The organism is Sphingobium sp. TomMM7A (genome assembly GCF_055397305.1).
On sequence record NZ_AP027311.1, the window covers coordinates 1,118,086 to 1,138,728 of the forward strand.

Here is a 20,643-nt window from a genome sequence, read left to right on the forward strand (position 1 = left end):
ATTTCAGTCTCTCTTGTCTGAAGCCGCCGTCATGGGCGGGACGGTGCGGGGCTGGCGATCCTCTCCGATCGCCACGAAGGTGAAAGTGGCGCGGGTCACGCGGTAGGATCGGTCGTCGTGGCGGGTGCGGCGCCATGCCTCGACATCGATCTTCATCGACGTGCGGCCGACCGAAGCGAGCTTGGCGAAGACCGAAACTTCGTCGCCGACGACTACCGGGCGGAGGAAGGTCATGCCTTCGACGGCGATGGTCACGGCGCGGCCCTTGCTGTGGCGCGCGGCGACGGAGCCTGCTGCCGAGTCCATGAGGCTCATCAGCCAGCCGCCGAAAATATCCCCATAGGGATTGGTGTCGGCGGGCATGGCGATGACGCGTACCGCCGGGCTTTCCTCCGGCGGCGGCTCGTCGGCGGCGCGCATCAGGCGAGCATGCCGAGGGGGTTTTCGATCAGTTCGCGGAACACCTTCATCAAGCGCGCACCGTCCGAGCCGTCGATGGCGCGGTGGTCGAAGCTGCCAGTGGCGGACATGACGGTCGCGATCTGGAGCGAGTCATCGACGACGAAGGGCCGCTTTTCGCCTGCGCCGATCGCCATGATCATGGCCTGGGGCGGGTTGATGACGGCTTCGAACTGCTTGATGCCGAACATGCCCATGTTGGACAGCGAGGCGGTGCCGCCCTGATATTCTTCCGGCTTGAGCTTGCCGTCCTTGGCGCGGGTGGCGAGATCCTTCATCTCGTTCGAGATGGCGGCGACGCCCTTGCTGTCCGCGCCGGTCACGATCGGGGTGATGAGGCCACCGGGGATCGATACCGCAACGCTGATGTCGGCGCGGCTGAATTGTAGCATCTGGTCGCCTGCGAACTGGACGTTGCATTCGGGCACCTGGATGAGCGCGACGCCAAGCGCCTTGATGAGGAGGTCGTTGACGGACAGCTTGACATTGCGGCTGGCGAGACCGGCGTTGAGTTCGCCGCGCAGCTTCAGCAGCTTGTCGAGCTGAATATCGACGGTGAGGTAGATGTGCGGGACCTGCTGCTTGGATTCGGTGAGGCGGCGGGCGATGGTCTTGCGCATGCCGCTGAGCTTGATGACTTCGTGCGGGATGCCGAAGTCCTGCGCGGCGGCCGGTGCAGGGGCCGGGGCTGCTGCGGCCGGAGCCGGGGCGGCGGTCGGAGCCTTGGCCGAAGCGCCTTCCAGATCGGCCTTCACGATGCGGCCGTTGGGGCCGGTGCCGGTGAGGCTGGAGAGGTCGAGGCCCTTTTCCTCGGCGATGCGGCGCGCCAGGGGGCTGGCCTTTACGCGGTCGCCGGACTGGGGTGCAGTCTCCGCCTTGGGGGCGGGAGCTTCTGCCTTGGCGGGCACGGGGTCGGCCTTTGGCGCGGCGGCGGCTGGTTTGGGGGCGGGAGCCGAGCCGCCTTCAGCTGCTTGCGCGAGGTCTTCGCCTTCTTCGGCGATAATGGCGATGACCGTGCCGACCTTCACGCCTTCGGAGCCTTCGGAGACGAGGATTTTGGCGATCTTGCCTTCGTCCACGGCTTCAAATTCCATCGTGGCCTTGTCCGTCTCGATCTCGGCGAGCAGATCGCCCGACGACACGGTATCGCCTTCCTTCACCAGCCATTTAGCCAGCGTCCCCTCTTCCATCGTGGGAGACAAGGCGGGCATCTGGATTTTCTTGCTCATGCGTGAAGGCCTCTCTTCTTTTCCCGGCCGGGCGGGTAAGCGTTGAATGCCGTTTTGACCCTTTGCGCGGGAGGGTCAAGGGCGTGGCTTGCGCCTTGGGCGATAATCCGCCACATTTCACCAGACTGGTTCATAATTTACCAGATGGGTTCAGACAGGAAGGCAGTGGGAGACCAAGCTGCCCATTTTGGCGTGGGGTGCGGGAGCTATGCGGACTTATCTGGTTGTAGTGGACGAATCGCCGGAGGCGGAGACGGCGCTGCGTTTCGCGGCCCGGCGCGCGGCGAAGACGGCAGGGTCTATCCGCATCCTCGCGCTCGTGCCGCCCGCCGAGTTCGTGCAGTGGGGCGGCGTACAGGCGACGATGGAGGATGAAGCGCGGCAGCGGGCCGAGGCGCTCGTCACCAGCGCGGCAGGTACGTTGACCGAGGAGTCCGGTATTCGCCCGAGCATTACCGTGCGACAGGGTGACGCGGTGGCACTGGTGCGCGAGACGCTGGACGAGATGCCCGATGTCGCGGCATTGGTGCTGGGCGCGGCGGCGAGCGGGCATCCGGGCGCGCTGGTGTCGCACTTTGCGGGGGCGGACGCGGGGAAGTTGCCCTGCCCTATCATGGTCATTCCCGGTGGGTTGAGTGCGGAGGCGATTGACCGGCTGAGCTAAGGTTTATGCTTTAGAGATTGGCACCGCCTCCTATTTCCGTTCGCCCTGAGCCTGTCGACCCGAAGGGCGGCGATAGCCAACGGTTCTACTTCTCTCCAGAAAGGAAAGCCCTTCGACAGGCTCAGGGCGAACGGAAATAGGTGGTGCGCAGAAGAGGGATTGGAATAAGTCTCAGCGGCGGTGCTTGCCGCGTTTTGCGCCCATGTGCCGGATGTTTGCGGGGCGGCCGCGTTTCGCGCCGGGACGTGTTCTGTCCTTCTTGAAGCTCGGCCGTTGCGGTGGGGCGTCGGGGAGTTCGAAGCGCAGCGAGCCGTTGATCGGGTCGGCTTCGGCAAGGCGTAGCTGGAGATGCTGGCCGACGGTGTAGCGGTCGCCGCTCTCCACGCCTTCCAGCGCGCGGCCTGCTTCGTCGAAGAAGAAGCGTTCGTCGCCCATAGTGGACACCGGGACGAGGCCATCGCCGCCAAGCCCCTCCACCGTCGCGAAGAAGCCGAAATTTTGCACGCCCGTGATGCGTGCGTTGACCATTTCGCCGACATGAGCAGCGAGAAAGGCGGCGACATAGCGGTCGATCGTCTCCCGCTCCGCCTCCATCGCGCGGCGTTCATGCTGGCTGATCATCTCGCCGACGCGGCCCATATTTTCATGATCGTCGGCGCTGAGCGAGGTGCGGTCCGGCAGCGCGCCACCCTTGGGCGCGGGGAGTTCGAGCTTGTAGCCGCCGACGAGCGCGCGGTGGACCAGCAAGTCGGCGTAGCGGCGGATGGGCGAGGTGAAATGCGCATAGGAGCCGAGCGCGAGGCCGAAATGGCCCATATTCGCGGGGCTGTAATAGGCCTGGGTCTGGCTGCGCAGGATCTGCTCCATGATCTGGGGCTTTTCCTCCGCCTCGCCGATGCGGTCGATCAGGCGATTGAAGGTTGAGGGCTTGATGACCTGCCCCAGCGCGAAGTCGATGTCGAAGGTCGCGAGATAGTCCTTGAGCGCGACCAGCTTGTCACGGCTGGGCGGTTCGTGGACGCGGTACATGACGGGGGCCTTCTTGCCTTCCAGCGCCTTGGCGGCGGCGACGTTGGCGGCGATCATATAATCTTCGATCAGCATATGCGCGTCGAGCCGTTCGCGGACGGCGACGCTGACGATCTTGCCATTTTCATCGAGGACGACGCGGCGTTCGGGGAGGTCGAGGGCTAGCGGGTCGCGCTTGTCGCGGGCTTTGCGTAGGAGTTTCCAGCAGGACCAGAGGGGTTTTAGGGCGGTTTCGAGGAGGTCGGGTTGATTTGGTGAGGTTTCGCCTTGCCCACCCCCGGCCCCTCCCGCTTGCGGGAGGGGAGATGTGCCGTCGATTGCGGCTTGAGCGTCTTCATAGGCCAGGACGGCGGCGACGCGGATGAAGGCGCGGGTGAAGTGCCAGGCGGTGACCTTGCCGGATGCGTCGATGGTGAGGTGGCAGGCCATGGCTGCGCGGTCCTGTCCGGCGCGGAGCGAGCACATGTCGGATGACAGCTGGTGCGGCAGCATGGGGACGACGAGGTCGGGGAAATAGACGCTGTTGCCGCGCTTGCGGGCTTCCTTGTCGAGCGCGCTACCGGGGCGGACATAGTAGCTGACGTCGGCGATGGCGACGATGGCGCGATAGCCGCCGGGATTGGCGGGGTCTTCGTCCGGTGCGGCCCAGACGGCGTCGTCATGGTCGCGTGCATCGACGGGGTCTATCGCGACGATGGGCAGGTGGCGCAAATCCTCGCGCTTGTCCTCATTCAGGGCGATGTTCGAAGCGGCGACAGCCTCATCCTCTACCTTTTCAGGGAAGACGTGCGGAATGCCATATTTGTGGATCGCGATGAGGCTGAAGCTGCGGGGCGCGAAGGGATCGCCCAATATATCGGTTACGCGGGCACTGATGCGCGGCGGGCGACCTACGGGTTCGGCCAGAACGAGATCGCCGGGGCTGGCATTGCCCGCGTCGCTGATCGGCGTGTCCTTGCGGATGCGCTTGTCGACGGGGCGCAGCCACAGCTTGCCGCCCTCCCCCGCTTCCACCACGCCAAGCAGTTCCTCGGTCGCCTTGGCGAGCTTCTTCATCGGGTGGGCGACCCAGCCGCGTCCGGCCTCTTCCGTGCGGGCGAGGATGCGGTCGCCGATGGTCAGCGCGCCCCTTTTGCCGCGTTCCATTACACGGAGGCGCGGCGCGGGCTGGCCTTCGGCTTCCCAGCGCTCGGGCGTGGCGATGAGGGTGGTGCCGTCGACATCGACGATGCGCAGGACGGTGACCTTTGGCACGCCGCCCATTTTGTGGAAGGCGCGCGCGGGGCCGATGTCCAGCAGCCCTTCGTCGGCCATATCCTTCAGCAACGCTTTCAGCGCGATCTTTTCCTGCCCCTTGAGGCCGAAGGCTTTGGCGATTTCCCGCTTGCCCGCTGGTTGATCGGAGGAGGTGACGAATTCCATCACCTGATCACGAGTGGGGAAGCCGGCGGGCCGGACTTTTTCGGGTTTCTTCTGCTTTTGGGTCGATGCCATGGATCAGCTATAGGGAAGGCCCGAGCAGCGTACCAGATGGCTTGATCGAGATTTGCGGTGCTGCCTGCTATTCCACCAACTTACGCGCGCGGTCGCGCCAAACTTCCGCCAGGACGGGCATGCCCGCCAGTGCCCGGACAGCGTCGGGTTCAACCTTGTGCCGCCCGCCGATCAGCAGGCGAAAGACCCGTGCGATGGGCCATTCAGGCAACGGACGGTCGAGCAGTTCCATGCGCCCTTTCGCTTCCGCCTCCCCTTCGCGCAGCACGCGGAAATAGAGACCTGCGCGGCCGGTCTTCACGATGGTGGCCAATATGTCGCGCGAACCGAAGCGGTGATCGAGCTTCCAGCAGGGTTGGCGTCCATGGCTGACTTCCACCAGCGCGCTGCCCAGGGAGAAGCGATCGCCGAGGCAAATTTCCTCCTCCGTCATGCCGAGGGAAGCAATGTTTTCGCCGAAAGCGCCGGGAGCCTGAAGCAACGGGTGATCAGGCTTTCGTTCGCGCCACCAATCATAATGGTCCTGGGGGTAGAGGTGGATCGCCTTGTCCCACCCGCCATGATGGACAGGGTCGGCGACGGAATCCCCTTCAAGCCCCTGCCATCCGATGCGGACGACGCCATCCATTGGCCGTTTCGCGATGGCGCTATAGTCACCGTCGCGAAAGGGCATGGGCGTGCCGGTCAGCAACGCCTCGATGGTAAGATGCTCAGCCATTCCGCCCCTATGACAGCGGCGCGGAATGTTGGCGAGGGGGTCAGGCGCGGCTTAGTTCCGACGCCAGTTTCAATACTTCGCTGCCGCTGTCGGTTTGGACGAGATAGGCGGGGTTCTTCGCCGTTCCATTGCGGCGGATCAGTGCGCCTTCGATCGTCTTTTCGACATGGCGGTCGAACCGTTCGGCCACGCGTCCGCGGCCTACGCCCTGCCCCCAATTCCACTTAACGCGCATCCCCCTGCGGAAAGCTTCGGACATCTTCATCCTTCTCCTGCCGCCACATCATGGCGGCGTTTCGATACGGTCATGACGACAAAAATCCCTGTTGCGGATGCGGTTCCCTTGGGTTTTTCGTTTTGCTGGGTTAAGGCGCGGCAGATGGACGTTACTGGCCTTCGCGTCGCGCTCTTCAGCGGCAATTACAATTATGTGCGCGATGGCGCGAACCAGGCGCTCAACCGCTTTGTGGGCTATTTGCTGCGTCAGGGCGCGGCTGTGCGCGTCTATTCGCCGACGGTCGCGACGCCTGCATTCGAGCCGACAGGCGATCTGGTGAGCGCGCCATCCCTGGCGATACCGGGGCGGAAGGAATATCGCGTGCCCTATCGCATGTCGGGGCATGTCCGGCGCGACCTGAAGCGGTTTCGGCCCAATCTGGTTCATGTGTCGAGCCCCGATCCATTGGGGCACCGGGCGGTGACATGGGCGAGGAACAGCGGGCTTCCGGCGGTGGCTTCGGTCCATACGCGGTTTGAAACCTATCCGCGCTATTATGGGCTGGCCTTTCTGGAGCCTGTCATCGAATCAATGCTGCGGCGATTTTACCGGCGCTGCGATGCTATAGTCGCGCCTTCGGAGTCCATGGCGCAGCTGCTGCGCGAACAGCGGATGAGCTATGATGTCGGCATCTGGACGCGGGGGATCGATCGGGACATCTTCAATCCGGGACGTCGCGACATGGCGTGGCGGCGGTCGCTCGGGATAGAGGATGATCAGCCGGTGATCGGCTTCATCGGACGTCTGGTGATGGAAAAGGGGCTGGACGTCTTTTCCGATGCGATCGACCAGCTGAAGATGCGCGATGTGCGGCACAAGGTGCTGATCATCGGCGAAGGCCCCGCGCGGGAGTGGTTCCAGAACCGGCTGCCGGACGCTGTTTTCACCGGGTTCCAGAAGGGTGATGAGTTGGGCCGCGCGGTCGCCAGCATGGATATGCTCTTCAATCCCTCGATCACCGAGACGTTCGGCAATGTGACGCTGGAGGCGATGGCTTGTGCGCTTCCCACGGTGGCGGCGCGGGCGACGGGTAGTGAGAGCCTTGTCACCGAGGGCGTGACGGGCCGCCTGATCCGTCCGGGGGCGATCGGGGCCTTTGCCGATGCGTTGGCGAGCTATTGCACCGATCCTCATGCGCGGGCCGATGCCGGGGCTGCCGCCATGGCGGAGGCGGAGCGATATGGATGGGATCAGGTGAATCAAGCGCTGGTCGATACCTATGTCCGCGTGATTCGCCAGCGGACGCACGGCGCGCGGTTGCGCTCCAGCCCGGTTCCTTAAACCGCGCACTTTGCCTATATCGGGGCGATGGTCGATCTTTTTGCTTCCGATGCCGTGAACGAGCCCGGTGATGCCGGGGAGAATGCCCCGCTGGCCGACCGCCTGCGGCCGCGTACTTTGGCCGATGTCGTGGGGCAGGAGCATCTGACCGGGCCGGAAGGCGCGATCGGGCGGATGGTGGCGGCTGGGCGGCTTTCGTCCATCATCCTGTGGGGGCCTCCGGGTACGGGCAAGACGACGATCGCGCGGCTGCTGGCCGACGCGGTGGATATGCGGTTCGAGCCGATCTCCGCCGTGTTTTCGGGCGTGGCGGACCTCAAGAAGGTCTTTGCGGCGGCCAAGGAGCATGCCCGGCGCGGGGACAAGACGCTGCTGTTCGTGGATGAGATCCATCGGTTTAATCGGGCGCAACAGGACAGCTTCCTGCCCTTCGTCGAGGATGGGACCGTGACTCTGGTAGGGGCGACCACGGAGAATCCCAGTTTCGAATTGAACGCGGCGTTGATGTCGCGGGCGCAGGTGTTGATCCTGCATCGGCTGGATGCCGCCGCGCTCGAGCTGTTGCTGGACCGGGCGGAGGCGATCACGCAGCGGCCTTTGCCACTTACTGCGGCGGCGCGGGATGCCTTGCTGGCGAGTGCGGATGGCGATGGGCGGTTCCTGCTTAATCAGGTCGAGACGCTGTATTCCATCGATATTGGCGAGCCGCTTGACCCGGCTGGGCTGTCGGCGCTGCTGCATCGGCGCATGGCGGTCTATGACAAGGACCGGGAGGGGCATTACAACCTGATCTCGGCGCTGCATAAGGCGTTGCGCGGATCGGACCCACAGGCGGCGCTCTATTATCTGGCGCGGATGCTGACGGCGGGGGAGCAGCCGCTTTACGTACTACGTCGGCTGGTGCGCTTTGCGAGTGAGGATATTGGGCTCGCCGACCCGCAGGCGTTGGTGCAGTGCCTTGCGGCCAAGGATAGCTATGACTTTCTGGGAAGCCCCGAGGGGGAGTTGGCGATCGTGCAGGCGTGCCTCTATTGCGCGACGGCTCCCAAGTCGAACGCGGCTTATGCCGCCATGAAGGCGGCTTGGAAGTCAGCGCGGGATACAGGGTCGCTGATGCCGCCGAAGAATATCCTGAACGCCCCTACCCGGCTGATGAAGACCATCGGCTATGGCAAGGGCTATCAATATGATCATAACAGCGCTGAGGGCTTTTCGGGCGACAATTATTGGCCCGAAGAGATGGAGCCTCAGACCTTCTTTGCGCCCACTGATCGCGGATTCGAGGCGCGCATAGCCGAGCGCATGGCCTATTGGGACAAGCTGCGGGCCGAGCGCGGCGGAGGCGAATGACGCCTCGCTTTACCCGTTATGCCGCGATCGATTGGTCAGGCGCGAAGGGTATGCGGCACAAGGGGATAGCGGTGGCGCTGTGCGAGCGTGGTGATGCAGTTCCCCGGCTTATCCATCCGAAAGACGGCGGCTTCTGGTCCCGCGCGGCGGTGGCGGAATGGCTGATTGGAGCAGCTGCGGAGGTGCCGACGCTGTTTGGGTTCGATTTCAGCTTTGCGCCGCCCTTCGTGGCGCGGGATGCGTATCTGCCGGGCGATGAGGTGCCGGTGACGGGGCCTGACTTCTGGGCCTATGTGGATAGCGTTTGCGATGATCCCGATCTGGGTGCGGGCAGCCTGCTGCACGTCACGCATCGCCGCCACTTCTACTTCGGCAAGGCGGACGGGGTGAAGGCGGACTTCATGCATAACCGGGTGTGCGAAGCGCATTATAATGCGGGCGGTGGGGGCAAGCCGTCCACCGTCTATGACGCGATCGGCGCGGCTCAGGTGGCGAAGGCGAGCTTTGCCGGGATGCGCCTGCTCCATCAGGTGCGAAATCATGTTCCCGTCTGGCCATTCGACCCGATGCCGCGCGACGGGTCGCTGGTGGTGGAGATTTATACCAGCATCGCGGCGAGGGCGGCGGGCCGCCCCAAGGGGCGGACGAAGATGCGGGACATTGGCGCTTTGGACGATGCGCTATCCGCGCTCGGCTCTCAGCCCTATGAGGGATTGCCGCCGGATGATCATGGCGCGGACGCGATCGTCACTGCCGCCTGGATGCGCAACGTCGCGCCAAGTCCGGGCATCTGGACCCCGCCCGGGCTCAATCCGCATATTGCCGCAACGGAGGGCTGGACGTTCGGTGTCATCTGATAGTAAGGCGCTTTTCCGTCCAAACGACGTGCCGGCTTAGCTCAGTTGGTAGAGCACCTGATTTGTAATCAGGGGGTCAGGGGTTCGAACCCTCTAGCCGGCACCATCGCTCTTGCGAGGCAGCGGTTTTAGAAACCGCCCTTTTTATTTTCCGGTTTATCCCGCCGCACTTCCACTGTCTTTATCCCAGTGTCGAGTGAGCCATATTTGGGCGTGGAATCGGGGCCGGGCTTGGGGCCGCTGTCCCTGGGGCCTCGGTCGCCTCCGCCCCCACCGCCACTGGATGCGGCGATGGCTTCGGAGCTTAGTGAAGTGGATAAAAGGATGGTCATGGCGGGCGGGACCGTTGCCGCAAACCTGCCGCAGGTCTTCAGAAAATTGCGTCTGTCCTCCGTTACCGACGAATTCAGCTGGTCATCCATGATGCGATCCTTCTCTATCCTCCTCATAGAGTACATAAGAGCCGCGCCGATGGATTGGCAATAAAGAGACATAGACTTTTGGATAATGTGGACCGGCGCAGGGCGGCCCAAAAGCAAAATGGGGGCCGACATCGCTGTCGGTCCCCACTTCCGTCGTGTCCCGGATCCGCTTCCCTTTCAGGATGCGATCATCGGACTCGGCGCGCGATGCTTCTACCGAGAAGGTTTGGCATCGTGTCTGCTCCGGCTGTCCGGCTATTCGCCATATTCCGCAGCTGTCTTCAAAATTCCATGTCCGACGTTCGCTTTCGCGCGTGCATGACATGGGCCTTAGAAGACCATCAGTTTCCATTCGAACCTTGCAGTTCCAATTTCAGCCTGATGACCGAAACGTTAGTCAAATCTTTGATATGATCGCCGATTTGATGATCCGGATTTCTCCGTTTCTTCTTTCGTTTCGATAACCCGAAGGTCTCACCAAATGTGAGTCGTTCAAAGCGGAATCTGACGGTTCAGCGACAGCCCCTGTCTAAAGCTGTGGATAAGTGTGGATATTTTTTCGCGCCGGTTAGCGGCCCTTCCACACGCCCGGGCGCTTCTCAACGAAGGCGGTCATGCCCTCTACCCGATCTTCCGTGGCGGTGAGCAGCTGGAACAGACGCCTTTCGGTCAGTAGCCCCTGCTCCAGCATGGTTTCGAAGGCGAGGTTCACCATTTCCTTGTTCACCATGGTCGCCATGGGCGGCATGGCAGCGATCGCCGCAGCGGTCTTGAGCGCGTCATCCAGCAGCTCCGCCGCCGGTACGATGCGCGACACGAGGCCCGAACGCTCGGCTTCCTCCGCGCCCATCATGCGGCCGGTCAGGCACATTTCCATCGCCTTCGCCTTGCCGACCGCCTTGGTCAGGCGCTGCGACCCGCCCATGCCCGGCGCGACGCCTAGCTTGATTTCCGGCTGACCGAATTTGGCCGTGTCTGCCGCGATGATGAAGTCGGCCATCATGGCCAGTTCGCACCCACCGCCCAGCGCGAAGCCCGCGACAGCGGCGATCCACGGCTTGCGCGTCGCCACCACATGTTTTTGCCAGCCGGAGAAGAAGTCCTCCAGGAAGAAGTCGGCGGCTTCCTTGCTGACCATCTCCTTGATGTCCGCGCCTGCGGCGAAGGCTTTTTCGCTACCCGTCAGCACGAGACACAGTTGCGAGGGATCGGCGTCATAGGCCGCGAAAGCGGCGCTGAGGTCCGCCAGAACTTGCGTGTTGAGTGCGTTCAGCGCCTGCGGACGGTTAAGCGTGACCAGCGTCACCGCTTCGCGCTGTTCGACCAAAATCGTTTCGAAGCTCATCGTCATCTTCCTTCAAATCTGCGGTGCAGCGGGGCAGCAACAGCCGCCGCCGATCACCGTCCCATATGCATGAAGTCGCGGTCGTAGCTGCGCATATGTGCGCCACCGTCGACATAAAGCGTTTGCCCGGTAACGGCGCTCGCCTGCGCCAGATAGAGGACCGCCTCCGCAATCTGCTCCGCCAGCGGCAAGCGGCCGAGCGGCATGGCCGATTGCAGCCGTTCCATCTGCGCCTCATCATAATCGGGCGTTGCGATGGTGAGGCCGGGCGCGACTGCGTTGACCCGGATATGCGGAGCGAGGCTGGCGGCGGAAAGGCGGGTTAGCCCCGCCAGCGCCGACTTCGACAAGGTATAGGCCAGCTGATCGGCGTGCGGATGATCGATCCGCTGATCAAGGATATTGATGATGCACCGATCCGCCACCCCGGCCGGTATGGTTGCGAACGATTTTGTGAGTAACGCGGGCGCGGCGCAGTTGACGGCATAATGCCGCATCAGATCGTCGGCGGAGACATTGTCCAGCCGGTCCTGACCGAAAATCGCGGCGCTGTTCACCAATATGTCGGGCGGACGACCGAAGCGTTCGGCGACCTTGGCGACGAGTTCCTCGGCGCTTTCAGGATCAGAGAAGTCGGCGGTGAAGCCGTCCCATTCCGTGCCATTTTCATCGAGCGTCAGGGCAAGCGCCGAGTCCAGCCGGGTATCATGGCTGCCGTGAATGGCGAGCGAATAGCCGACACGCGCGAACCCGGCGGCAATGACGCCGCCCAGCCGCCTGTGGCCGCCGGTGATCAGCGCCAAGCGCTTGTTCGCCAGCGGCAGCGGTCCTTCGGCCTGCCCGCGCGCGCCGCCAAGGGGCCGGTAAGCGGGTGTTTCCTCGCCGCTCACGATTCGATGAGCTTCAGCACTTCCTCGCGACTTTTTTCGTCCTCGCGGAATACGCCGAGCATGCGACTGGTTTTCATGAGCACATTGGGTGTGCGAACGCCCCGCCCGGTCATGCAACCATGCGTCGCTTCGATCACTACGGCCACGCCCTGAGGCTTCAGATGTTCCCAGATGCAGTTGGCGACTTCGGCGGTCAGGCGTTCCTGGACCTGAAGGCGGTTGGCGAAGGCGTGCAGAACGCGCGCCAGCTTTGAAATGCCGACCACATATTTGCCGGGCAGATAAGCGATGTGCGCGCGGCCGATGATCGGCGCCATATGATGTTCGCAATGCGACTGGAACGGTATGTCCTTCAGCAGAACGATATCGTCATAGCCGCCCACTTCGTGGAAGATGCGCGACAGATGATAGGCCGGATCGTCGCCATAGCCACGGCAATATTCGCGCCACGCCCGCGCGACGCGTTCTGGCGTTTCGAGCAGGCCTTCTCGCGTCGGATTGTCGCCCGACCAGCGGATCAACGTGCGGATAGCATCTGCCACATCGACGGGCACCGCTTCCTTTGTCGCTTCGCCTACAGCCTCGGCATCGGGATCATAGTCCATGGCCGACACTACTCCTCATTATCTTTGTTCAGGGCGCATATGGCGGCTATGTTTGCGGAACGCCAGCCCCCTTTACCTATGCTATGGACAGGGGTCATGCCGGGTGGCACATCAACGCGCATCACAAGAAGCCGATCCGATAAGCATGGCCGTCCCGTCGCCCGTCCCCCATCCACGGCAGCAAGGCTGAAGCGTGCGAACTGAACGGATCGCAGCCGTGTTGCTAGCCGCGGGGACGTCGTCGCGCTTTGGCGAGGCGGACAAGTTGATGGCCGACCTCAATGGCAAGCCGGTCGTGGCCCATACGTTGGAAGCCGTCGCCTCCCTCGCCTTCGCGGAACTGGTGGCGGTGACGCGGCCGATCGGGGATGCTCCTGACATTCACCGGAAACTGGAGAGGCGCGGCTACAGCATATTGGTCAATGACAAGCCTGAAGAGGGGCTGGCGAGCAGTATCGTGCTGGCCGTAAATCATGTCATGCCGATCAGGCGCTGCCGGGGCATTCTCATCTGCCTGGCCGACATGCCCTATGTGCAGCAGTCGCATTATAACCGGATATGCCTGGCAGCGGAGGATGTGCGGTCGGTGGTGGCGAGTACGGACGGCTTTTCCTCCTCGCCGCCCGCCTTCATCGGACGAAAGCATTTTCCCGAGTTGCTGACCCTGCGCGGTGATCAGGGCGCTAGGGCGCTGTTAAGCCGAGGGCTTCAGATCGAAGCGATGAGCAGTTCGCTCGTCGATATCGACACGCCGGACGACCTGCCGCACGGATAGGCGATCAGCTCGACCGGGTCGGGTCGGTCATCGGGTCGTCCATCTCCCGCACGTCGGGCATCCGGCCGATCGGTAGCGAACCGGTCTGCCTTTCCAGCATGCGATGAACGACTGGCGGATGAGGTCCGCTGTGCAATGCTGCGAGGGCGTCGGAATTGGTGGTGTCAGCCATGGTCCGGCGGCTGTTGTGGCGGACATAGTCCAGCCACGTGGAGACGTGATAACGCTCGACCCATAATTCGGGGTCGGCGAGGTCTCTTAGCAGCGACCAGCCATGCGCGCCGTCGCGGCGGCGGATGCGGCGGCGCTCGCTCATCGCGGTGAGGAACGGCACGACGGAACCCGCCGGGATGCGATATTCGATGGTGATGACGACTGGGCCGCTGCGTGGTTCTATGGGCACCGAGGTCTGCGGTTCCTGCCAGCGGTTCAGGAGGTCGAGATTTTCGTCGCCGGTCTGGGATAGCGGTAGGAAAAGGCCGACCATCGCCGCCACGAACTGCACCCCGGCGGCGACGTGGAGCGACGTCACCACGCCCATATGCTCCGCCAGCCAGCCGAACAGCCAGGCGCCCAGTGCCATGCCGCCAAACGCCGTCATCTGGTAAAGGGCCACAGCCCGCGCCAGCACCCATCGGGGAGCGGACATCTGGACCGAGACGTTGAAGGTCGACAGCGCGATGACCCAGCCTGCGCCGCAGAGCAGGAGCCCCGCTATCGTTACAAGCAGCCAGCCGGTGGAAGCCGTGATAGCGGTGCCTATTGCCAGCGCAAGGGCGGCCGAGCGCACGATGGTTTCGATAGCAAAGCGGCGGCGGAGCCTGCCTGACGAGAGCGCGCCCAGGACTGCGCCGATGCCGAAGGCGCCGCTCAGGATGCCGAAGGTAAGGGCGTCGCCCTTCAACAGGTCGCGCGCCACTAGAGGCATGAGGGCGGACACCGCGCTCGCGCCGATGCCGAAAGCTGCCGCGCGCAGGAGGACGAGCTGGATCTTGGGCGACATGGCGACATAGCGCGCGCCTGCCCTCATCGCGAGGCCGAGGCGTTCGCGCGGCAGGAGCTTCGGCCCGCGTTCCGGCTGCCAGCGGAGGAGCACGATGGTCAGGGCGATATAGCTCAGCGCATTGGTGAGGAACGCGGCGGCGGCGCCTGCGGCTGCGACGATGATGCCGCCGAGTGCGGGGCCGACGCTGCGCGCAAGGTTGAAGCCCATGCTGTTGAGCGCGACGGCGCTGGGCAGTTGGGAACGTGGGACCATGTCGCCGACCGATGCTTGCCAGGCGGGGCCGTTGATAGCGGTGGCGCAGCCGACGAGGAAGGTGAAGGCAAGGAGCGACCAGGGCGTGAGCAGCCCTGCCCAAGCGAATAGCGCGAGCGACGCCGATACCAGGAGCATCGACAGCTGGCAGGCGAGCATGACGAGGCGACGATCAAGATTGTCCGCGACCGCGCCTGCCCATAGCGAGAGCAGCATGATCGGCAAGGTTGTCGATGCGGGCACCAGCGCGACGAGCATGGGCGAGCCCGACAGCGAGGTCATCATCCATGCCGCGCCGACCGACTGGATCAACCCACCGAAGTTGGACGCGAGGCTGGCGAACCATACCGCGCGGAAGATGGGGATGGCGAAGGGCGATGGCGCTGGAGGAGAATCTGCCTCTGACACTGAAAATGCATGAACCCGAAAACGATTGGAGCGTCAAACGCGGAAGGAAGGAAAGCAGTTCAATGTTAAAGCGAATAGGCTTGCACTTTACGTAAACGTAAATACATTTGCGGCACGCTGGACGCCAAGCGGAGAGGAATGACCGAGCGATGGAAGCCTTTATCTACGATGCCGTGAGGACGCCCCGAGGTCGAGGGAAGCCGGACGGGTCGTTGCATGAAATCACCCCTATCCAGCTGGCGACACAGGTGTTGCAGGCAGTGCGGGACCGCAACGCCATCGACACGGCTGACGTGGACGATGTGATACTTGGTTGCGTCACACCGGTCGGCGAACAAGGCGGCGACATCGCGCGCGCGGCCGTGTTGAACGCCGATTATGAGCAGACGGTGCCGGGCGTGCAGATCAACCGGTTTTGCGCGTCGGGACTGGAAGCGGTGAACATGGCGGCGGCGAAGGTCTATTCGGGCGAAGCGGGCCTAGCGATCGGCGGCGGCGTCGAATCGATGAGCCGGGTGCCGATGTCATCTGACGGCGGCGCGATCGCGATGGACCCGGCGGTCGCCTACAAGACCTATTTCGCGCCCCAGGGCATCGGCGCCGATGTGATCGCGACGAAGTTCGGCATTAGCCGCGACGATGCGGACGCCTATGCGGTGGAGAGCCAGCGGCGAGCGAAGGCAGCGTGGGACGAAGGACGCTTTGCCAAATCGATCATTCCTGTGCGTGATGTGATCGGTTCCGTGGTGCTGGACCATGACGAGCATATGCGGCCCGACGCGACGATGCAGTCGCTCGCTGCGCTGAAACCGAGCTTTACCGCGCTGGGTGAGGAAATGCCGGGCTTCGACGCGATCGCGCTGCTCAAATATCCTGAACTGGAGCGGGTGAACCATGTCCATCATGCGGGCAACAGTTCGGGCATCGTCGATGGCGCGGCGGCTGTAGTGGTCGGCAACAAGGACATGGGCGATAAATATGGCTTGAAGCCCCGCGCCCGGATCAGGGCAATGGCATCGATCGGGTCCGAGCCGCTGATCATGCTGACGGGGCCGGAGTTCGTCGCGGGCAAGCTGCTCAACCGGGCGGGGATGAGCAGCCATGACATCGACCTGTGGGAGCTGAACGAGGCCTTTGCGAGCGTGGTGCTGCGCTACATGCAGGCGATGGACCTCGACCATGACAAGATCAATGTGAATGGCGGCGCGATTGCCATGGGCCATCCGCTGGGCGCGACTGGTGCGATGGTACTGGGCACGGCGCTGGATGAGCTGGAACGGTCGGGCAAGGGCACGGCGTTGGTGAACCTTTGCGTGGGTGCGGGCATGGGGACAGGGATTATTATCGAGCGCATGTAGAATTTTCCGTTCGGGCTGAGCCTGTCGAAGCCCTTCTCTTTCTTGAAGAAAAGAAAAGCCCTTCGACAAGCTCAGGGCGAACGGAGTTGAGAGGCAGTAGCTTTATGCAGACCATCAATTTTGACATCGATGCGGACGGCATCGCCACGCTGACTATCGACGTGCCGGGTCAGTCGATGAATGTCATCGGTCCCGATTTCCTCGCCGATCTAGACGAGGCAATCGTGCGCATCGGTTCGGAAGAAGCGATCAAGGGCGCGGTGATTGCTTCGGGCAAGGATAGCGGGTTCATGGCGGGCATGGACCTGAAATATTTCGGGTCGATGCTGGCGAGCGCGACGGGCAAGCGCTCTGCCCCGGCCGACATTTTCGACAAGGTTTTCGTACTCAATCAGCTCTTTCGGCGACTGGAGACATGCGGCAAGCCGGTGGCTTGTGCGATCGAGGGGACCTGCGTCGGCGGTGGGTTCGAACTGGCGCTGGCCTGTCACCGGCGGGTAGTGGGAGACAGCCCCAGGACGCAGCTGGGCCTACCGGAAATCCTGATCGGCCTTTTCCCTGGCGGCGGCGGGTCGCAGCGCCTGCCGCGCCTGATCGGCGTGCAGGCGGCGCTGATGTATATGTTGCAGGGCAAGCTGTTCCGCCCGGCCGAAGCGGCGATGCTGAAGGCCGTCGATGAAGTCGTGCCGCAAGGCACGGCGGTCGCTAAGGCGAAAGAGTGGGTGAAGGCCAATCCGTCCGCCAGCGCGCAGCCGTGGGATGTAAAGGGCTTCAAGTTTCCGGGCGGTGCGGGCGCGTTCAACCCTGCCTTCGTGCAGATGATGGTCGGCGCGGTACCGATGACTTTGAAGCAGACGCAGCGGAACATGAATGCGCCGGTGGCTCTGCTGTCGGCGGTCTATGAAGGCGCTCTGCTGCCGTTTGATCGGGCGATACGGGTGGAGAGCAAATATTTCGCCAAGGTCGCTGCGGAACCGCAGGCGGCGAACATGATCCGCAGCCTGTTCGTGAACAAAAATGCCGCCGAACGCGGCGCGCGGCGGCCGAAGGATCAACCCAAGGCGCCGACGAAGAAGCTCGCCATGCTGGGCGCGGGCATGATGGGAGCGGGGATTGCGACGGTGGCGGCGCAGGCGGGCATGGAGGTCATGCTGTTCGACCGCGACCTCGCCTATGCCGAGAAAGGCAAGGCGCATGTCGAGGATGTGCTGAAGAAGCGGCTGGGCCGTGGCATGACGCCAGAAAAAATGGCGGAAACGCTGGCCCGCGTGACGCCGACGACCGACTACGCGGCGCTCGCCGGGGCTGATTTTGTGATCGAAGCCGTGTTCGAGGATGTCGCGATCAAGGCGGAGGTGACCAAGAAGCTCGAGGAAGTTTTAGGGTCTGATGTGATCTTCGGGTCCAACACGTCGACGCTGCCGATCACCAAGCTCGCCAACGCATGGAGCAAGCCCGCCAATTTCATCGGCATCCACTTCTTTTCCCCGGTGGAGAAGATGCCGCTGGTCGAGATCATCCTGGGCAAGGAGACCGGCCCCGCCGCGATCGCCAAGGCCCTGGATTTCGTCAGTCAGATCAAGAAAACGCCGATCGTCGTCAATGACTCGCGCGGTTTCTATACCTCGCGCTGTTTCGGCACCTATGTGCAGGAAGGCGTCGAGATGGTGGCCGAGGGGATCAACCCGGCGCTTATCGAAAATGCCGGGCGGCAATTGGGGATGCCGGTCGGGCCTTTGGCTGTTGGTGACGAAGTGTCCATCGAGCTGGGCCACAAGATCGTGGTCGCCGCGCAGAAGGAATTGGGTGATGCCTATGTAGCGCAGCCATCCGACGCGGTGATGGCGCGCATGGTCGAGCTGGGGCGGCTTGGGCGCAAGAGCGCGAAGGGATGGTATGATTATCCCGAGGGCGACAAGAAGCATCTATGGCCAGGACTGGAAGACATGTTTCCGCGCGCGGCGGTGCAGCCTGATGTGGAAGAGGTGAAGGAACGGCTGCTTTATCGGCAGCTGGTAGAATGCGCCCGCTGTTATGAGGAGGGCGTGCTGGAGACGGTGGAAGATGGCGATTTGGGCGCGATCTTTGGTTGGGGCTTTGCGCCTTGGACGGGTGGGCCGTTTTCCCACATGGATACGGTCGGGATCGGCCATGTGGTGGCCGTGCTGGAGCGGCTGGCGGCGCGGCATGGGGATCGCTTTGCGCCGACCTTGCAGTTGCAGGATATGGCGGCGAGCGGGGTGGCTTTTTATGACGATGGGGTGAAGGCTGCGGCTTGAAGGCTGAAGCTCGCGATTTAGGTCCCTCACCCCCGTTCGGGCTGAGCCTGTCGAAGCCTTCTCTTTCTAAGAAGAAAAGTCCTTCGACAAGCTCAGGACGAACGGAGGTTGGGTGAGAGTGATGCCATGCCACCCCGGTCGCGGTGTTCGTCCGATTGATCTCGCAGCGCAACACGGAAGGCTGTCAATCGTTTGGACAGTGCGTTAGGTCTCGCCCGACATTTTCGGGAGACGTCCTTTTTATGAGCGAAAAGCCCACGGTTCTGGTCACGGGCGGTGCCGGTTATATTGGAAGCCATGCGGTGCTGGCGCTGCGCGATGCCGGTTATGGCGTCGTTGTGATCGACAATCTGGTGACGGGTTTTCGTTGGGCGGTGCCGGACGATGTGGCCTTCGTTGAGGGCGATATTGCCGACCAGCCACTCGTGCAACAAGCTCTGCGCGATTACGACGTGAAGGCGATCATGCACTTTGCCGGGTCCGTCGTGGTGCCGGAATCGGTCGAGAACCCGCTCAAATATTATCACAACAATAGCGCCAAGACCCGCGATCTGATCGAGAGCGCGGTGACAGTGGGCGTGCCGCATTTCATCTTTTCCTCGACCGCCGCGACCTATGGCATTCCGGAGGAAAGCCCCGTCAAGGAGACGACACCGCAGCGGCCGATCAATCCCTATGGCATGTCCAAGCTGATGACCGAATATATGCTGCGCGATGTCAGCGCGGCGCATGCGATGAACTTCTGCGCGCTGCGATATTTCAACGTCGCGGGCGCCGATCCGCAGGGGCGGACGGGTCAGTCGACGGCGGGCGCGACGCACTTGATCAAGGTGGCGGTCGAGGCGGCGCTGGGCAAGCGGGAGTTTGTGTCGGTGTTCGGCACCGATTTCGATACGCCCGACGGGACGGGCGTGCGCGACTATATCCATGTCACCGATCTGGCGGCGGCGCATGTGCTGGCGCTGGATGCCCTGATGGCCAGGCCCGAACAGAATTATCTGCTAAATTGCGGTTATGGGCGCGGTTTTTCCGTGCTGGAAGTGTTGGATGCGGTCGATCGGGTGACGAACATCAAGATCGACCGGCGGATGGGAGGGCGGCGCGCGGGCGATCCGGACTCGCTGATCTCCGACAATCGGGCGATCATGGCGGAATTTCCGTGGCAGCCGCGCCATGCCGATCTGGACCAGATCGTCACTCATGCATTGGCGTGGGAGCGCAAGCTGACTGACATAGGGGGCGACCGCGATGCCCACTGAGCATCTTTTTGTTGATGGCGGTCTGGCGGCGGCCGACATGGCGCGGCGGATCGAGTTCGTACTGGGCGATGCGATCGCAGCGCGGGGGGTGGCGACGATCGCGCTGTCAGGCGGGCGATCGCCTCGGCCGGTGCTGGAAGCGCTTTCGGGCGCGGCGCTGGAGTGGGGCAAGGTCATCGTGACCCTGGTCGATGAGCGATGGGTGGCGCCCGATCATGCGGACAGCAACGAGCGGCTGGTTCGCGAGACGCTGTTGCAAGGCGCAGCGGCGAAGGCGCGGTTTGTGGCCATGAAGAATGACGCTGCGGATGCCTATGCGGGGCAGGCTGCGTGTGAAGCGGCACTGGCGGAGCTGCCTTGGCCGCTCGACATCGTGCTGCTCGGCATGGGCGAGGATGGGCATACGGCTTCGCTGTTCCCGGAGGCGAAGGAGCTGGCCGAGGGGCTGGCTACGAGCGCGCTGACGCTGGCCGTGACGCCGCCTGCCGCGCCGCATCAGCGCATGTCGCTTAGCGCCAAGGCCATCCTGAAGAGTCGGCATATCTTCCTGCAAATCGGTGGCGCGGCGAAGAAGGCGGTTTATGACCGCGCGCTGGCTGGCGGGCCAGTTGAGGAGCTGCCGATCCGGGTGGCGCTGTGCCAGCATGGCGTGTCGGTCGAGGTCTGGCTTTCGGAGTAAGGCGCGC

At 63.3% G+C, this 20,643-nt stretch carries 19 protein-coding genes and 1 tRNA gene; 10 read left to right on the plus strand and 10 right to left on the minus strand.

Annotated features, from left to right (window positions below):
* Positions 1 to 3: 3 nt before the first annotated feature.
* Positions 4 to 420: an acyl-CoA thioesterase gene (locus ACZ5ZH_RS05655; RefSeq protein ID WP_449473104.1), complete on the minus strand. Its 417-nt coding sequence runs from the start codon at positions 418 to 420 to the stop codon at positions 4 to 6.
* Positions 420 to 1,688: a pyruvate dehydrogenase complex dihydrolipoamide acetyltransferase gene (locus tag ACZ5ZH_RS05660; protein WP_464772450.1), complete on the minus strand. Its 1,269-nt coding sequence runs from the start codon at positions 1,686 to 1,688 to the stop codon at positions 420 to 422. Before ACZ5ZH_RS05660 ends, ACZ5ZH_RS05655 begins: the two co-directional genes overlap by 1 nt.
* A 208-nt stretch (positions 1,689 to 1,896) precedes the next feature.
* Here ACZ5ZH_RS05660 and ACZ5ZH_RS05665 point away from each other — a divergent pair, with 208 nt between their 5' ends.
* Positions 1,897 to 2,352, plus strand: a complete 456-nt coding sequence (locus tag ACZ5ZH_RS05665) for a universal stress protein (protein ID WP_460985984.1) — start codon at positions 1,897 to 1,899, stop codon at positions 2,350 to 2,352.
* A gap of 171 nt (positions 2,353 to 2,523) precedes the next feature.
* On the opposite strand, the gene rnr is transcribed toward ACZ5ZH_RS05665, so the two are convergent.
* The 3 genes from rnr to ACZ5ZH_RS05680 all read right to left on the minus strand — a co-directional run bounded on the left by rnr (position 2,524) and on the right by ACZ5ZH_RS05680 (position 5,852).
* Positions 2,524 to 4,875, minus strand: a complete 2,352-nt coding sequence (rnr, locus tag ACZ5ZH_RS05670) for a ribonuclease R (RefSeq protein WP_464772451.1) — start codon at positions 4,873 to 4,875, stop codon at positions 2,524 to 2,526.
* Between the two features lie 67 nt (positions 4,876 to 4,942).
* Positions 4,943 to 5,593, minus strand: a complete 651-nt coding sequence (locus ACZ5ZH_RS05675) for an MOSC domain-containing protein (RefSeq protein ID WP_464772452.1) — start codon at positions 5,591 to 5,593, stop codon at positions 4,943 to 4,945.
* A 40-nt stretch (positions 5,594 to 5,633) separates the two neighbouring features.
* Entirely contained in the window at positions 5,634 to 5,852 is a 219-nt protein-coding gene (locus tag ACZ5ZH_RS05680; RefSeq protein WP_196225914.1) for a hypervirulence associated TUDOR domain-containing protein, read from the minus strand.
* Between the two features lie 120 nt (positions 5,853 to 5,972).
* Between ACZ5ZH_RS05680 and ACZ5ZH_RS05685 the strand changes: the two genes are divergently transcribed.
* From ACZ5ZH_RS05685 to ACZ5ZH_RS05700, 4 genes are all read left to right on the plus strand, one after another.
* Positions 5,973 to 7,151, plus strand: coding sequence for a glycosyltransferase family 4 protein (locus ACZ5ZH_RS05685; RefSeq protein ID WP_464772453.1), 1,179 nt, complete (start codon positions 5,973 to 5,975; stop codon positions 7,149 to 7,151).
* 27 nt (positions 7,152 to 7,178) lie between these two features.
* Complete coding sequence (locus ACZ5ZH_RS05690; protein WP_464772454.1) at positions 7,179 to 8,501, plus strand: replication-associated recombination protein A; 1,323 nt, start codon at positions 7,179 to 7,181, stop codon at positions 8,499 to 8,501.
* Positions 8,498 to 9,358, plus strand: a complete 861-nt coding sequence (locus ACZ5ZH_RS05695; protein ID WP_464772455.1) for a hypothetical protein — start codon at positions 8,498 to 8,500, stop codon at positions 9,356 to 9,358. The genes ACZ5ZH_RS05690 and ACZ5ZH_RS05695 overlap by 4 nt, the downstream gene beginning before the upstream one ends.
* A 30-nt stretch (positions 9,359 to 9,388) precedes the next feature.
* Positions 9,389 to 9,464: transfer RNA gene (locus tag ACZ5ZH_RS05700), tRNA-Thr, on the plus strand.
* Between the two features lie 22 nt (positions 9,465 to 9,486).
* Here ACZ5ZH_RS05700 and ACZ5ZH_RS05705 read toward each other — a convergent pair.
* The 4 genes from ACZ5ZH_RS05705 to folE all read right to left on the minus strand — a co-directional run bounded on the left by ACZ5ZH_RS05705 (position 9,487) and on the right by folE (position 12,620).
* Entirely contained in the window at positions 9,487 to 9,780 is a 294-nt protein-coding gene (locus ACZ5ZH_RS05705) for a hypothetical protein (protein ID WP_464772456.1), read from the minus strand.
* 568 nt (positions 9,781 to 10,348) lie between these two features.
* A complete protein-coding gene (locus tag ACZ5ZH_RS05710) occupies positions 10,349 to 11,125 on the minus strand; it encodes an enoyl-CoA hydratase-related protein (RefSeq protein WP_464772457.1) in 777 nt (258 codons plus the stop codon).
* A 53-nt stretch (positions 11,126 to 11,178) separates the two neighbouring features.
* Positions 11,179 to 12,015, minus strand: a complete 837-nt coding sequence (locus ACZ5ZH_RS05715; RefSeq protein WP_449473120.1) for an SDR family oxidoreductase — start codon at positions 12,013 to 12,015, stop codon at positions 11,179 to 11,181.
* Positions 12,012 to 12,620 carry a GTP cyclohydrolase I FolE gene (folE, locus tag ACZ5ZH_RS05720; protein WP_449473122.1) on the minus strand — a complete coding sequence of 203 codons (609 nt, stop codon included), beginning with the start codon at positions 12,618 to 12,620 and terminating at the stop codon, positions 12,012 to 12,014. Before folE ends, ACZ5ZH_RS05715 begins: the two co-directional genes overlap by 4 nt.
* A gap of 193 nt (positions 12,621 to 12,813) precedes the next feature.
* Here folE and ACZ5ZH_RS05725 point away from each other — a divergent pair, with 193 nt between their 5' ends.
* Positions 12,814 to 13,395: a nucleotidyltransferase family protein gene (locus tag ACZ5ZH_RS05725; protein WP_460985990.1), complete on the plus strand. Its 582-nt coding sequence runs from the start codon at positions 12,814 to 12,816 to the stop codon at positions 13,393 to 13,395.
* Between the two features lie 4 nt (positions 13,396 to 13,399).
* Here the strand turns inward: ACZ5ZH_RS05725 and ACZ5ZH_RS05730 are convergent, their stop codons facing one another.
* Entirely contained in the window at positions 13,400 to 15,061 is a 1,662-nt protein-coding gene (locus tag ACZ5ZH_RS05730) for an MFS transporter (RefSeq protein WP_460985991.1), read from the minus strand.
* A gap of 149 nt (positions 15,062 to 15,210) precedes the next feature.
* Between ACZ5ZH_RS05730 and ACZ5ZH_RS05735 the strand changes: the two genes are divergently transcribed.
* The 4 genes from ACZ5ZH_RS05735 (at position 15,211) to pgl (ending at position 20,636) form a co-directional block, all read left to right on the plus strand.
* On the plus strand, positions 15,211 to 16,419 hold the full coding sequence (locus tag ACZ5ZH_RS05735) for an acetyl-CoA C-acetyltransferase (RefSeq protein ID WP_460985992.1): 1,209 nt from the start codon (positions 15,211 to 15,213) through the stop codon (positions 16,417 to 16,419).
* A 104-nt stretch (positions 16,420 to 16,523) separates the two neighbouring features.
* Positions 16,524 to 18,698: a 3-hydroxyacyl-CoA dehydrogenase NAD-binding domain-containing protein gene (locus ACZ5ZH_RS05740; protein ID WP_460985993.1), complete on the plus strand. Its 2,175-nt coding sequence runs from the start codon at positions 16,524 to 16,526 to the stop codon at positions 18,696 to 18,698.
* 242 nt (positions 18,699 to 18,940) lie between these two features.
* Complete coding sequence (gene galE, locus ACZ5ZH_RS05745) at positions 18,941 to 19,957, plus strand: UDP-glucose 4-epimerase GalE (protein WP_464772458.1); 1,017 nt, start codon at positions 18,941 to 18,943, stop codon at positions 19,955 to 19,957.
* On the plus strand, positions 19,947 to 20,636 hold the full coding sequence (gene pgl, locus ACZ5ZH_RS05750; protein ID WP_464772459.1) for a 6-phosphogluconolactonase: 690 nt from the start codon (positions 19,947 to 19,949) through the stop codon (positions 20,634 to 20,636). Before galE ends, pgl begins: the two co-directional genes overlap by 11 nt.
* Positions 20,637 to 20,643: the final 7 nt, after the last annotated feature.